Below are 14,597 nucleotides of genomic sequence, written 5' to 3'. Positions count from 1 at the left end.
TTGGTTTTATTCGTATCGCAAGGATTCCATCGGGTCCAGCTTCGCCGCTTTTGATGATGGCATCAAACCGGCCACGATACTAATCGCCGTACTTACCACAAGACCGAACAAGATGTAATATCCCGAGAGATTAATCAGTTTTGCTCCAAACGCATTGTCCAGAAGAATATTTAACACATAACTTATGATCACTGCAAAGATTACCGCAATAATACCACTAAATACGCCTAATAAGGCAGATTCGGAGAAGAATATTCGCTTGATATCTTTCTTTCTTGCTCCAATCGCCCGCAGTATTCCGATCTCTTTCGTCCGTTCAACGACACTAATATAGAGCACTACCAATATCATGATACCGGATACGATCAACGAAATGCCTGCAATACCCGCGAGTACAATGGAAGCCATACTTACATATGTCGTAATATTCTCCATGACCTTGGCCATCTGGGAGCCTGCGAAGCCAGCGTCAACAGCAGCTTCATTGATATCATTTACATATTTCATATCGGTTGCATAGGCGTTAACCTGAATCGGTCCAATCGTTATTCCTTTGTCCGAGTACATTTGCTCCAACGTCTCTGATGAAATGTATCCCGGGGATTGTTGCATTGGAGATCGTTGACCTGCCGCTTCATAGATCCCTGAGATGGTTACTTCTTTCTCCAAAATCACTGGTTTATTATTGCTATCCATCTCATTGATATATAGAAGCACGGACTTGCCGATCATGGAATCAGCTTGATCATTTCCGCTTAATTTATTCGCCGTATCGAGGGGTAACAATATCTCATTTTCTGCCGGGAGAACCCCCGTTGTCATCAGTGCTGGATCAAAAGCATCCGTTAATGTCGTTAACTGTGTGAGTCCTACACTTTGTTTTTCATTCACCATAGTGGATTTGCCTGTAATAGTTGTAATTGTCTCTACATGATCCACATTAGGAAAATTACGAATCGTCTCAACATCAGCTTCGGTAAAAGGTTCACCTGGTGCCATCAAGGCCTCAGGACCTTGCATGTCCTTGGCTTCTTCACTCGGCTTGGTTATATCCACGAGCAAAGGGTCCATACTTGAATTGATTTCGTCATTCATATACGTCGTTATACCATTCCCCAAGGAGAGCATCAGGAGTACACTTAATATACCTATAGATCCACCCAATGCTACCAGTACATTACGCTTGCCGTTGAGTTTCATATTTTTAAGTGCCATCTTGAATGAAGCAAGCAAGCTCAGGCTCCGGGAAGAATCCTGACCACTCTCGTAAACAGCCGTAGAAGGATCTTTCAGGTGAATATCGTCACTAATGCGCCCCTCTTCAACCTTCACAATCCGTGTACCGGAGTCAGCGACCTTCTGCGAGTGAGTTACGGCAATCACCAGCATTCCTTTTTTGGCTATACTGTCGAGCAGAGCGAGGATTTGATCTCCGTTTTCCCTATCCAGAGCACCCGTTGGTTCATCTGCAAGAATAATATCCGGATTGTTGGATAACGCCCGTGCGATGGAAACCCGTTGCTTCTGACCACCAGATAACTGGTTGGGACGTTTGTTCAGATGATCCTTCAGCCCGACCTCTGTCAAAATATCAACAGCACGTTGGTTGCGATCCTTCTCATTGGTATCCGTCATTTGCATCGCAATCGTCACATTTTCGAGGACAGACAGATGCGGGATCAGATTGAAATTTTGAAAGACAAAACCGATATTATTCTTCCGATAATCATCCATTTCCTTCTCTGTCATGGCACTTAAGTTCTTGCCACGAACAACGACGTCTCCTTCATAATCGGAATCCATCCCACCAATGATATTCATCAGCGTTGATTTACCACAGCCAGATTCGCCAAGGATAGAGACAAATTCCCCTGTCTCAAAACTCAGGTTCAAACCGTGGAGGACCGGAACTCTTTCTTTTCCATATAAGGTGTATGACTTCTTCACATTTTTAACTTCTAGTATTTTCATATGGATCTCTTCCTCTCCTGATCATGCACGATATCTATCTATTTGATGTTCATATCGTAACAAATCAGTATGAACTGATAATGAACTGGACCATTGCACCTATAAGAGGTTGTTCAAAAGAACTAAATACAAAAAAACACCTACACTTACTTGAAATGAATCTTCCTAAGTAAGTGTAGGTGTCCAAAATTTGATTAGATTAGTCCAGCTTTTGCAAGTAACCTTTTCACAATTGCCGCCGACTGCGCACGACTGATATCTGCTTCTGACATCAGTTTGCCATCAGCACCTTGTACCAGTTCTTGTTTAATTGCCGAAGCAACCGGCTCTGCTGCCCAAGCCTGTACTTTGGCACTATCGCTGTATGTGCTCAGCAGACTTGTTGTCTCTGACGCGTCGGCCTGTGCCAGACCGACCAGTTTCATCGCACGTGACACAATCGTCAGCGCTTCAGCACGAGAAATTTCACTATTGGGACGGAAGCTGTCGTCAGCATAACCTGAGATCAGGCCGTAGGACACAGCCGTCTGAACCTCATCCTCATACCAGCTTCCTGTCTTCACATCTGTGAACGATGCCGCTTCTGTGCTAATCGGGGAGTGCAGACCCAAACCTCTTAACAGAACAGCCGTGAACTCCGCTCGCGTAATACTCCGGTCTGGCGCAAACACGTTCTCACCAGTACCTTGTACGATCAGGCGGGATGCCAGATCCTGTACGTCATCCCGACTCCAGTGACTTGATACATCGCTGAATGTTGCCGGATGATAGATCAGCGCATAGGTACTGTTCGTCAAGCTGTTAATAATAGCAGAATCTTGTTTATTGCCTTTGATAACCTTAGTCGGCACATGCAGAAGGCTGCCATCGGGCTGAAGCACAACGCCTGTCGTGATCTTTGAACCATCCACTCCCTCTGGCAATGTAATGGAGCGCTCTACATAAGAGTTGAAACGATCCACATTAACTTGTTGTCCATTCCAGATGGCTTTTACTTCAAAATCAACTGGAGCTGCAACGACCGAAGTGTTCTGCATCTTATCCACTGCGGCCTGAATGGCTGATTGCTTGGATGTGGCACTAGGTGTAATAGCGATTTGAATGGTGATATCTTCCATTGGAACAGTGCTTCCAAATTGGTTCAGAACCTGATCAATCTGAATCTGATTTGCCGGGAGAGTGTACGTACCACTGTCTGTCTGAATGACAACTTCGGCATTACTTCCTTCCATCGTTTTAACCAATTTTCCGTTCAGTTCACCAACGACCGCACCCTTGCCAGTACCTGTAATCGGAAGTAGAAGCGTTTTTAGTCCACTTCCAATCTGATTAATGACTTTGTCATTATCCACGTGAACAGTGGTGGTAACCAGATTGTTTACCGTTGATGTGGTAGCCGATGCAGATTGTTCCTGTTTCTGTCCGTTGACATAGATGTCTACACCTTTGTTTACCGCCGGAGTCGATGGAACAGGGGTAATGACAGGGGAGGTTGGCGATACACTTCCTCCTCCACCACCCGAAGAGTTACCAGGGTTCGGTGTAGGTGTCGAACCAGAATTGTCACCACCTGAGTTTGCTGCTGTAATTGTGATTGTTCCACCGGACAATTCAGTGTAGCTCTGATGTTCCACATTCGTAAAATGCCAATGTTCTGAATCCGTTTGATCTACGGATAGCTGTTTCGTTCCAGGCGTCGCGTTGCTTTTGGCTTTGACCTCCATATCAAATAATTGGGTTTCATCTTCAATTGAATGGTCACCCCCGGTAAAATCAACCCATATGATTCGTACCCAGCCTTCCGCACTGTTAATTTCGTACTGGAAATCTGCTACACCATCTTCATTTGGGGATGTGGTGATGGCGTTGATCGATTTAGGCGTGATCCGAACAATTTCCAGTGCAGACGTATCATAATCAATCTGCATATTATAAGCTTTCACCCCGAAATATGACTTCTTCAATGCAACAGGTACATGAACGGTCTGCCCTGCTTGTACGCTTACATTTGCAAATTGTACTTGTGCTGGTTCTACCGGTTCTGCTCCAGCTGCATTTGGCAATATGAGCGAAGAGAGTAATGTCAGTGCGATCAGACCTGACATTGTTTTTCTGATTCTAGGACGTTTCTTCTTCGGTTGAAACATGTGATAGCCTCCATGTCTGTATCAATTGATAGATCGTATGGTAAAGATAGAAAATGTATTGTTATTCGTTATCTAAAATAAAAAATATGAATTAATCAGGGCGTTGTATTTTTTCTTTTCCAACAATGTATACTTTTCTAGGCTCCGTATTCGAGTCCCAAGTGGACTGAGTAATAACTTCGAGCACAAGATAATAACCTTCGTCCTCATCTTTAACGGTATACTTTGCTCCTGTTTCCCCCTCGATTGGCACCATATCTTCTCTCGAAGCTTCTGTTGCGCGGTACCACTGGTAAGAAGGAGTATTAATGTAATCATTGTAATCAATATCCATTATATAATGACTAACGCCAATTTCATTTCCAATTAACATGGCATTCTTCAATTCACCATTTAGTACATACGGCGCATCATCTACTTGTTTAAAGGTCAACACATAGTCATTGTTTTTTCCACCAAGTGTTTTGCCTTTGTATCCTATTAACAAAGCATCCATGTCCCCCAGAGTGGGTTCCATATTACGATCCACATCCATTCGGTTCATCTCTACATAAGAAAAGCTGCGGCGAGTCATCATGTTACGAAGATAATTGAAAAGGTCAGCTGCATCCAAAGAATTCACTTTCCCGTCTGCATTTACATCCCCTTTTTTACTAATGTAAAGTTCAATGTTATCCGTAACCGTTTCTGGTGCACCAGAGATCATATAATTTGCTTTCAATTCGATGTTGATTATGCCGCTTTGGCGAGGAATAACCACCAATGTACTGATAGGCGTTTGCGTATTCTCATCTTGTCTCGTTTCTACATACGCCTCAGCTATATTGCTATCACTTGAGATAGCTGTGAGCGTACTATACTCATCGGATCGAAAATGTGTACTTAGATTGATTCTGACGATATTATTGATGGTTACCTCGATAGGCACATCGGACACAAAAGAAGGATTATTTTCTTCCGATGAATAACTAAACCAGTTGATGCCATCGTTAAGAACTGGTCGTGAAATGTTTATTACCGGACCAATTGCACCTGCGTCAGCCTGCGGGAGCGTTCCACCTATAGGCAGTGCAATACCCAATCCGAGCGCAGTCAACATGCTTTTTTTCAATATCGGCTTAAGCCGTTTTTTGTTTTGTTTCCCCTTCAATTCATGTTCCTCCTCGTATACATTTCTAATTTGAACAACTACATGCTCAGTATAACGAGTCATTCTGAACCGATTCTGAACAGGACCATGGAACTATTTCCAGCTATAATTCGACAAAAAACGCCATGGAGTAAGCCTCCATAGCGTTTTGAGCACAGATATTTTTCCAGTTTGGATTAAATTCACTAAAAATTAAATTCCCTCAACAATCCGTTTGGCTCTAACCTTCACCTCACGGTAAAGTTCATCCTCATCAATCGTTAACAACTTCCTGCCTTGCATGAGGATCTGACCGTTCACAATCGTTGTGTCCACATCCGCCCCATTTACACTGTAAGCCAGTAACGATTCTACTTCATGTACAGGTTGAAGATGTGGTTTCACCAGATCGATCAGGATCAGATCAGCTTTACACCCCACCTCAAGCATACCCACTTCATCCTGTAGACCAAGCAGACTAGCACTTCCACGTGTAGCCATGCTTAGTACATCCTTGGCTGGCAAGCAAGTGGGATCGCCATAGTCCAGCTTTTGCAGCCAGGTCGCGGCTTTGATCTCTTCGAACATATCCACGGTTGTGGCACTTCCCGCTCCGTCGGTTCCGATCCCCACGTTAATCCCCTGGGCCAACATCTCGGTAATCGGAGCAATTCCACATCCCAGCTTCAGATTGCTGACCGGATTATGTGCTACACCACCGCGCATACCCTTCAATCTGCTGATATCCCTTCGATTGAGGTGTACACCATGCGCAAGCAACACATGTGCCTGTTCGAACATACCCGCCTCTTCCAAATACTCTGTCGGTGTCATGCCGTAACGTTCACGAATCTTCACAACTTCTTCCTTCGTCTCAGCCAGATGAATATGCAGCGGGATATCCTCCGTCACAGCCATGGCAATGACTTCACGGAGCGGCTCCATGGGACAAGTGTAGGGAGAGTGCGGTCCATACATGGTTGTAATCCGCCCCTCGGCCGCTCCAGACCAGCGCTGTACAAGATCGATCGCCTCTTGCAACCTGCGTCCCCCATCATCCTCCATGAATACCATTCCACGTGTAAGCGATGCCCGCATACCCGTTTGCTTCACCGCTTCTGCAATCTCGTTCATATGGATATACATATCCGCAAAAGCAGTGGTACCCGAACGGATCATCTCGGCAATGGATAACTTGGCCCCCCAATAGATATCTTCCGGGTTCATCCGCGCTTCGGCAGGCAACATTTTGCGTTCGAGCCAGTCCATCAGCTTCAGATCATCCGAGAATCCCCGGAGCAGGCTCATCGGTGTATGTTGGTGGGCATTAATCAGTCCTGGCATGGCAACCTTATTGCGACCATCGATAATCTCATCTTGCGGTTGAGGCACAATGTGATCAGCAATCTGCGTAATGCGATCTCCCTCAACACGAATATCCCCCGTGAAGGGGGCATCGGCATCTTTCATCGTCAGGATCGTAGCTTGCTGAATCAGTATACTCATTACATTCACGGCTCCTCTGAATTGGTTATGGTTCATTCCATATCCGAGGGTAAGCCTTCACGTAACGGCAAGGTCAAGTCATTTTAATTTTTGTATCGTCATCTTTCTGAAAGTTTGTATAAAGGGTTTGGGGTCAATCTCGACCATATATGGATATACTCCTGTGCTTGTGTGCAGATAGAAAAATCCACCTTCATCACCCATACGGCGAAATGACATATCAAACACTTCCGTAATGTTGAACTCGCGGTATTTGGTCACGATTTTATCTGAATACAGAATCATGGAGCGGGCATTCATCTCAATCTCTTGGGCGAGACCCGTCACTTCTCTCTGTACTTTGTAATACGGTAATACAGCAACGCAGTTCATGATCTCCCTCCCTCCATTCATGCCATGATTATTGTTCCATCATAGCAGATCGGAGGTTCCCAGCAAAAGAACATGAAACTAGGTGATCTGGGTGGTCACCTCTAGTGGCGTATGAAGTGCATCCTGAATGTCCTGCAAAGAGAGACACTGTTCAATGTGAAACACACCATGAGGCAACGCTGACTCCGTTCTATATACGCGTTCCGCCACAGCTGCTGCTACGGCTGCTGTTGCATCTGCTTCATTATCGCCAACAAGCAATTGTTCGACGCGGACTTGTTCCCCATTTTCCCATCCAATGGCATCGACCTTGACCGCATACATCGGCTCTCCTCCAGGAATAAGACCAAAGGCCTTCACCGTTCCATTCCGAATAGACGGGATACGCAACAACGAAAACAACCCTGCACGTTTGGAGATTGCCATGGATCCTGTGATCCAGCGGGAGTCCAGGCATAGTCGGGTGGATACAGTTGGAATTCGTAACGTCCGAGCAACCACGTGTTGATCTGAAAAGTTAAATCGATAGGCCTTCCGGTTTCCCAATTCCGCTCCAAAATCGATCCTTTTGCCATCTCCGAAACTTTGCACCTCAGTAGGCTTGCCCTTTTGCATGACCTGGTAGGTGGCATTCATCTGATCAACCGTCCACTCCACAGCAGCTTTTCCGTGTTTCTCTCCAAGTCCCAGCATCACGGTAATATCTGCTTCCTCCACCTGATCCATATGCATGGTCGCTTCGCGTACAAGCAAGTTCGTTACTCCCGGTGACAATCCAACGCTGAGGATCGCGGTCGATTGGGAACGTTGCATTTTGGTATGCAGCTGTTCAACCTGAGCGAGAAAATCATATTTTGCAGAAATATCAATATAATCGGTTCCGGCTTGTGCGCAGGCTTCAACGAACCGGGTATCGCTCTGATCAACACACATGATGACCAGCTTCACAGGCCTTAACATGGATGGCTCTACAGGTCGTGTTACATCCAGTTGAAGCGGTAGCACAGCACCACCTGTAGACCTACTGAACTCTTCCGCACGGTTCATGCGTGTACCCGCAGCCCATACTTTACCTGGGAACAATTTCCCCAGTTGACTACATATCATCTGCCCCACTTGACCATAACCACCAACCACCCAGATCTGATCTTTCATCGGCTTCACGTTAGTTTCGAATTGCATAATACCCCTCCACCCAGAACGCCCCGAAGTAACGTGTGATTTGTGAGAAACCGCATTCGGTCAGTAGCTGAGTCATCTCTTCAGAGCATATGGGATCAGATTCGCGGCCCAGAGAAGCAGCAAAGCGCTCCCACTCTTCAGGAAGCACGCCCACACTCAACATGTGATTCTTCCAAGCTTGCATCATGACTGAATGTGCAGGTGAACGAAGATCGGCATTTACAGCCGCAATGATTAGGGGTGCACCCGGTTTAAGTCTCGCTGCAAGGCCGGTCAGAAACGTTCTTTTGGCCTCCATCCCTTGAAGGAAATGCAACATGAGCATACTTGTCGCCCCATCATATAAAATATCCTCCGGCAACTCTTCAACCGTGACAGGTTGCAGCGTCACTCTGGAGCCAATACCCGCTTGCGCGACTCGTTTCTCAGCAAGTTGCAGCATCGGTAGCGAAGGATCTACTCCGGTCAATGTCCAACCGGCATGACGTGATCCAAGCTGTGCAATCTCTTTTCCCCCTCCCGCCCCGGCTATAAGTATATGAATACTGTTGTTATCTGCAAATGATGCTGCAAGCAGCCGTTCCATTAGATCATGCATATGAGAATAACCCGGAATTTTCAGGGCTATCGATTGTTCGTAACGATGAACATCTGCTGTTTCCCAGCTCATTGGTGATGGATTGTGATTCATGGGCACCGCGCTCCTCTTGAATTGAAGTTAGACTTGACTCGTTGTTCGTCTAATTTCATTATAGAAGGATACGGCGAGCCTACAATCCCAGAACATTGGGATATGCGCACAGAGAGAGGAGATATCTTGTTGACATCACGTATTGATCAGAATTACATACTTATCACTTCTCTTGAAAAAGGAACGTGGACCTCACGTACCTACCGGGAAGCTGTTCTCAAGCAGATCCATTCGGTTATCCCTTACGACGCATACTGTTTCACTACCGTTGATCCTCTGACTCTTCTCTCCACAGGAGCCGTGACAGAAGATGGCATTGAGGCCATTCATGATCGGTTATTCATCAATGAATACATGGAAGAAGATATACATAAATACGCTGAATTAATTCGCAGTGGTGAGTATACAGCTACACTTCATATGTCCAACTTACAGCTTGAACAAAGCCCTCGATATATCAACATTCTTCAGCCAGCGGGGTTCGGTGATGAACTACGTGCTGTATTGGTCAGTGGAGACGCTTGCTGGGGATATCTGACCCTATATCGTAAGACAGAAAGTGCTGTCTTTACAGAAGAGGAGCGGTGGATGATCCAGTCCTGGACCGCTTCTATTGCATCGATGCTGCGGTCCACGAGCCTGACACTGATCGATGAGATCACAAGTGAAAGTCCCGAGGAACCCGGAATTTTGATCACTTCGGATACGTTCCAGCTCTTATCCCTGAACGCCTCCGCGCAATATTGGCTGTCCCAATTGCGTACGCTGGAACATGTAGGGCCAGACATTCTGCCCCGTCCGGTACGTGCAGTGAGTTCCCACTTGCAGCGCAAGAATCGGGCTGAACGGGCTGAAGATACTCAACTTGCTCCCGACTCACCATCCAAAGTTTGCATTCAACTTCCGGATGGGCGTTACCTCATACTTCATGCCAGTCTCATGCAACAGCTTAAAGGACCGGATCAGATTGCTATCCGTTTGGAGCAGGCGATGCCGCAGGATTTGCTGCCCTTGCTTGCCGAAAGCCATGGATTATCCAGTCGAGAGCGGGAACTGCTCGGATATGTGCTGCGCAGCTATTCATCCAAAGAAATTGCTGCTGCGATGCATATTTCCGTCTACACGGTTCAGGATCATTTAAAATCCATTTTCGCCAAAACCAAGATATCCTCGCGTCGCGAGCTCATCTGGTATTTTGTTTCCCGTTTTCAGCTGTCAGATGAGCCTGCCATATAAATCCTGATGTAATTTCCCGATAATCAACTTGGCTATCAAACAATGAGTACAATCAAAAGATGCCAATACGACATCCTCGTAATGGCATCTTTTTCTATATGCTATTTATTAAGAAGCCTAGCGGTAATGCAGGCTAGCTTCGATCGTTGAACTTTTGATATCGTGCATTCTGCTTTAATAAGCAACGCACAATCCTGCCAAGCCGTTTTCCACAAAATATTCAGACCATATCATTGATTGTGTTATTTGGCTTTTGCTAGTAAATAAAGAAAATATGGAACACTAATAACTGTAATAACGATTCCTGTCGGCACATCTCCTACGAGTCTAACCGTGCGCGTAATCGTGTCAGCCAACACCACGATTAGTCCCCCGGCCAAGCTGGCAGCCGGAATGAGCAATTTGTGATCGGGACCGACCAGTTTTCTGGCCATATGCGGAGCGATCAAGCCAACGAAAAAGAAGCTTCCCCCCACGGCTACACTGCCAGAGGATAAAGCAACAGCCGCGATTGACAACCCAAAAAACTGCCGTTTCACGGAAACACCAAGCCCCTGTGCTGTCTGATTGCCCAGATGGAGGACATTCAGTATGCGAGCCTTGTAAAAAATATAGCCGAGTAAGATCAAGACCCATGGTGTCAGTATGGAAATATAACCCCAATCATCGCCCCATAGGCTCCCCGCCAGCCAATACAGCATGAAGTTCATCTGCGAATCATCCAGCTTGAGTGTCAAGAAGGTCGTCAGCGCCCCGTACCCGCTTCCTAACGCGACCCCGGTCAGGATCAAACCGATTGGCGAGATGTCTCGTCCGCGGCGATACGATAATAAGAAGATCAAACCCGCTGCCAATAGTCCGCCAACAAAAGCCAACAGAGGCAGAGCAATAAAGGAACTCTTGCCTGTGGATTCAATGAATACAACGAAGAACAGGACAAACAAACCCGATCCCGAACTAATTCCCAGTGTACCCGGGCTAGCCATGTCATTACGCAGCAAACTCTGCATCACGACCCCCGCCGCTCCCATTCCCAGACCTACCAAAATCGAAAGTACAATTCGTGGCAGACGAAAATCAAACACAATCAGATTTTGCTTATCGGTACCGTTTCCTATGAGAACGTTCAGCACTTCTAGCGGTGAAAGATTCATCTTGCCAGAATTCATGCTAATGATCGCAAACACAAGGATGAGCACCATAAGCACTACATTGATGATAATGCCTCGTTTCACCGTATAACGCCGCTTGGTCATTCATATTCCCTCCTTTGTCTTCGCGCCAAGAAGAGAAAATACGGCACACCAATGATAGAAAATATAATGGCAATCGGCGTTTCGAACGGTTTATTGATCAAACGTCCAGCCAAATCGGCCGATACGGTCAGCAACGCACCATATAACGCCGCTGCCGGAATAATATATCGATAGTCGACACCTACCATGTATCGCACAATATGCGGGGTAATCAGACCCACAAAACCAACCGGGCCAACCACAACAACAGCCAATCCAGTCAGTACAAGTACAATAATTGTCGACAAAATTTTGACCAGTCCGCTACGAATGCCGAGTCCACTTGCTACATCATCTCCCAAACTGAGCAATGTAACCGAAGGGGAAAGCGCCAGTGCCAGCAGTATACCACCAACAAAAAGCGGTGAGATAATCAACAGTTCACCCCATTTGACACCCGCTGTACTACCCGCCGTCCAGAATGTCAATGCTCGCCCCAAATCATAATTAATTGCCAAATACTGACTGAGTGCACCAAACAACATTGAAATAGACAGACCTGCCAGTACAAGCCGCTGAGGCGTCATTCCGCGATTGCCCAGTGACGCGGTAAAGTAGGTCATACCGGTGGCGATCGCTGCTCCCAGACAAGCGAACAACATCATCTGCCAATACGAATAACCCGGCAGAAAGGCCAGGCAAAGTGCAATTGCAAATGCTGCGCCAGAGCTAATCCCCATGAGCCCGGAGTCGGCCAGCGGATTACGCGTTGTCCCCTGCATGATCGCGCCACATACTGCAAGGCTACACCCGACGATCAGATCAGCTACGGTACGCGGAAGACGCATGGTTTGAATAATTTGATGTTCAGTGAGCATTGGATCAAATCGGAAAATAGCCTCCCATACCGTTGCTAACCTCATATCAGCAGCACCAAACATAATTGATGCCGCCGACATGAGAACCGTTAATCCAAGCCCTACTACCATGTACATGGTGAAGTTCATCGCCTCACGGCGTTTTTGTTCAGGCTTGCTTTTCATCTCGTTTCCCTTTCATCACCTATTTACAATCCAAACGAATATGGTTATTAACGTCCATAAATTCGACTGGTCATGTTTGAAAATTTGGAGTGCTCAATTAAAATTTCGTTCTAACTCTTATTTAGCTAATGCCAGCAATTGACTAACAATATAATCAATCAATGCACTGGAAGTCATTACGTCGGTGGACCAAGATAGCGAAGAATCCACCTTTACGATCCGATTATGTTGCACAGCAGGTATGGCATTCCACACTGCATTATTAGCAGCAACGTTTCCATCTCCTAAGAAGATCATATAATCCCCAGAGTAAGCGGGTAATACTTCCATGGAGACATCACCCCAATATTTATTTGCATCAATAATATCCGTTTGGACTTTTGAAGGTGCCTGCAATTGAAGTTCATCGTAAATAAGCTCACCAACGGCATGCTTGGCTCCAGCTATGTAGTTACTTTTATCACTGAATTCTCCAACCGTAATCGTCACATCGGATAGGCCCGCATTCTGAAAGGCCAACTTTGCTTCTTCGATTTTTCCGGTATAAGCATTCAAAACATCCTTAGCCTCTTCCTGTTTGTTCAAAACATCGCTAATAAATTGTATCCGCTCTTCTGTAGTCATATCACCATAGGGAACATAAATGGTCGGGGCAATTTTGGATAAATCATCATACGACTCATCACTCCATGCCAAAATGATAAGATCAGGCTCAAGCGTCATGATATCTTCCGGCTCCATGGCTACTTTTATGGAGTCTGTAATCTGGTTAGCATAAACAGGCTCTGTCTCCCCCCGTGCAGCTCTAGCCACACCTAAAGGAGTTACACCTAGGGCCACCACATCACCAACCAAATAATCAACTACAACTCGCTGAGGGTTGTTAGGTACCTCAACATCACCCTTAACTGTGGATATCGTTCTGGTCTGCGAGACTGCTTCTGAAGCTTTTGTCTCCGACCCTTCCTGTTGTGTCGTCTGCTGTGTCTGCGCAGGTGTTGTATTTGCCGTTCCCCCATTATTCGCTGGCGTCCCTGACGTACATGCCGTCAATAACAGCATCATGCTTATCGCCGCCGCCAAAATCATTTCTTTACTTCTTAATGTTCCAAACATCGTTGATTCCCCATCTCTATAAGACTTGACTAGACTTGCTAGTTCCCTCTCATCGTAAGGGAGATGAGAATCATTATCAATACCATCAACCTGCATGGATAGTGCGTTTATTTTCCGATAATCACTTGGTGTCATCTTGTAATGCTTCTTAAACATTCGGAACAGGTTTTTCTCATCTGCGAAACCAGCTCCTGTCGCGATTTCTTTAACCGTCGCTTCTGTATGTTTCAGGTCATGGCAGGCAGCTTCAATCCTTCTCTGAATGAGATACTCCTGTAAGTTCATCCCTTCCCTTTTTTTGAACAACCGCGTTAATTGTCCACCACTGATCCCAAACATATCGGCAATTTGTTGAAACATAATCGGCTCCCTGTAATGTTTATCGAGATATATCTTGGCAGAACCGGCTGGATCTGGCTGGAGATACCGAATCTCACCACCCTCCAAATCCCTGTAGACCTCATGAATCAATTGATATAGAAAACTTTTAGCCTGTAGCTGATCCATCGCTTTGCCACGTTTCCAGCCATTCATCATCCGTTGGAACCAATCGCGTAGCAAGATGGGATCACTTGGCGTATAACCAAACTGTTGAACAAATGGATTTACTTGCTCCAGTAATTGTTGCAGATGTTTCTTGTAAAAAAGAGGTGATTCTGCTCTATAAAACACCATAAAGGTCTTCACAATCTCCTCTTTAGGCGTAATACTGAGCATGCTCCCCTTCCCGCCGTGAACTAAACCGAAGCGTTCCATTGCAAATGTGGTTTCATTCAGTTGGATTTGCGCTTCTCCCCCATATGCATAGATAAACATGCTACTAGGCATTTTATATTGTTCCAACGGGTATTGTGACTCTACATTCTGAAAGCGTACATCTATTAATGTAATGATCGAACGTGTCCAGATACTGGCCATCATATCAATCATCTCCGGTGTAAATCCCTGTCTTGCTTCTTCCTCTTGCAT

11 protein-coding genes are annotated in these 14,597 nt (G+C 45.9%); 1 reads left to right on the top strand and 10 read right to left on the bottom strand.

Features of this window, described 5'->3' with window-relative positions:
• Positions 1–6 precede the first annotated feature (6 nt).
• From ACETMN_RS13580 to ACETMN_RS13550, 7 genes are all read right to left on the bottom strand, one after another.
• Positions 7–1,971 carry an ATP-binding cassette domain-containing protein gene (locus ACETMN_RS13580; protein WP_411736240.1) on the bottom strand — a complete coding sequence of 655 codons (1,965 nt, stop codon included), beginning with the start codon at positions 1,969–1,971 and terminating at the stop codon, positions 7–9.
• A gap of 194 nt (positions 1,972–2,165) precedes the next feature.
• On the bottom strand, positions 2,166–4,118 hold the full coding sequence (locus ACETMN_RS13575; RefSeq protein WP_411736239.1) for an S-layer homology domain-containing protein: 1,953 nt from the start codon (positions 4,116–4,118) through the stop codon (positions 2,166–2,168).
• Between the two features lie 91 nt (positions 4,119–4,209).
• Positions 4,210–5,268 carry a dockerin type I domain-containing protein gene (locus tag ACETMN_RS13570; protein ID WP_411736238.1) on the bottom strand — a complete coding sequence of 353 codons (1,059 nt, stop codon included), beginning with the start codon at positions 5,266–5,268 and terminating at the stop codon, positions 4,210–4,212.
• Positions 5,269–5,460: 192 nt separating this feature from the next.
• A complete protein-coding gene (locus ACETMN_RS13565) occupies positions 5,461–6,753 on the bottom strand; it encodes an amidohydrolase (protein ID WP_091016811.1) in 1,293 nt (430 codons plus the stop codon).
• Between the two features lie 78 nt (positions 6,754–6,831).
• Entirely contained in the window at positions 6,832–7,125 is a 294-nt protein-coding gene (locus tag ACETMN_RS13560; RefSeq protein WP_074094818.1) for a hypothetical protein, read from the bottom strand.
• Positions 7,126–7,203: 78 nt separating this feature from the next.
• Positions 7,204–8,307 carry a saccharopine dehydrogenase family protein gene (locus ACETMN_RS13555; protein ID WP_091016813.1) on the bottom strand — a complete coding sequence of 368 codons (1,104 nt, stop codon included), beginning with the start codon at positions 8,305–8,307 and terminating at the stop codon, positions 7,204–7,206.
• The gene (locus ACETMN_RS13550; protein ID WP_411736237.1) at positions 8,291–8,977 is read right to left on the bottom strand and encodes a class I SAM-dependent methyltransferase; all 687 of its coding nucleotides are present in this window, start codon (positions 8,975–8,977) and stop codon (positions 8,291–8,293) included. The genes ACETMN_RS13555 and ACETMN_RS13550 overlap by 17 nt, the downstream gene beginning before the upstream one ends.
• A 150-nt stretch (positions 8,978–9,127) precedes the next feature.
• Here ACETMN_RS13550 and ACETMN_RS13545 point away from each other — a divergent pair, with 150 nt between their 5' ends.
• Positions 9,128–10,234 carry a helix-turn-helix transcriptional regulator gene (locus ACETMN_RS13545; protein ID WP_244660889.1) on the top strand — a complete coding sequence of 369 codons (1,107 nt, stop codon included), beginning with the start codon at positions 9,128–9,130 and terminating at the stop codon, positions 10,232–10,234.
• Between the two features lie 242 nt (positions 10,235–10,476).
• Here ACETMN_RS13545 and ACETMN_RS13540 read toward each other — a convergent pair whose 3' ends face one another.
• The 3 genes from ACETMN_RS13540 to ACETMN_RS13530 all read right to left on the bottom strand — a co-directional run bounded on the left by ACETMN_RS13540 (position 10,477) and on the right by ACETMN_RS13530 (position 14,597).
• Positions 10,477–11,490, bottom strand: a complete 1,014-nt coding sequence (locus ACETMN_RS13540) for a FecCD family ABC transporter permease (RefSeq protein ID WP_091016818.1) — start codon at positions 11,488–11,490, stop codon at positions 10,477–10,479.
• Positions 11,487–12,512 (bottom strand): FecCD family ABC transporter permease, encoded by a 1,026-nt coding sequence (locus ACETMN_RS13535; protein WP_091016820.1) that lies wholly within the window; start codon positions 12,510–12,512, stop codon positions 11,487–11,489. The genes ACETMN_RS13540 and ACETMN_RS13535 overlap by 4 nt, the downstream gene beginning before the upstream one ends.
• 117 nt (positions 12,513–12,629) lie before the next feature.
• Positions 12,630–14,597, bottom strand: a complete 1,968-nt coding sequence (locus tag ACETMN_RS13530; protein ID WP_411736236.1) for an AraC family transcriptional regulator — start codon at positions 14,595–14,597, stop codon at positions 12,630–12,632.

The sequence above is a fragment of the Paenibacillus sp. M2 genome (assembly GCF_046713495.1).
In the GTDB taxonomy this organism is placed as follows: Bacteria; Bacillota; Bacilli; order Paenibacillales; family Paenibacillaceae; genus Paenibacillus; species Paenibacillus amylolyticus_B.
The sequence above is the reverse complement of the archived record's forward strand: the minus strand, read 5'-3'. Positions and strand labels throughout refer to the sequence as shown.

Bases quoted from the DNA above. Each gene is read 5' to 3' on its own strand.
- ACETMN_RS13550 (WP_411736237.1), bottom strand. From the start codon at position 8,977: ATGAGCTGGGAAACAGCAGATGTTCATCGTTACGAACAATCGATAGCC.
- ACETMN_RS13560 (WP_074094818.1), bottom strand. From the start codon at position 7,125: ATGAACTGCGTTGCTGTATTACCGTATTACAAAGTACAGAGAGAAGTG.
- ACETMN_RS13580 (WP_411736240.1), bottom strand. From the start codon at position 1,971: ATGAAAATACTAGAAGTTAAAAATGTGAAGAAGTCATACACCTTATAT.
- ACETMN_RS13575 (WP_411736239.1), bottom strand. From the start codon at position 4,118: ATGTTTCAACCGAAGAAGAAACGTCCTAGAATCAGAAAAACAATGTCA.
- ACETMN_RS13535 (WP_091016820.1), bottom strand. From the start codon at position 12,512: ATGAAAAGCAAGCCTGAACAAAAACGCCGTGAGGCGATGAACTTCACC.
- ACETMN_RS13565 (WP_091016811.1), bottom strand. From the start codon at position 6,753: ATGAGTATACTGATTCAGCAAGCTACGATCCTGACGATGAAAGATGCC.
- ACETMN_RS13530 (WP_411736236.1), bottom strand. From the start codon at position 14,597: ATGCAAGAGGAAGAAGCAAGACAGGGATTTACACCGGAGATGATTGAT.
- ACETMN_RS13555 (WP_091016813.1), bottom strand. From the start codon at position 8,307: ATGCAATTCGAAACTAACGTGAAGCCGATGAAAGATCAGATCTGGGTG.
- ACETMN_RS13540 (WP_091016818.1), bottom strand. From the start codon at position 11,490: ATGACCAAGCGGCGTTATACGGTGAAACGAGGCATTATCATCAATGTA.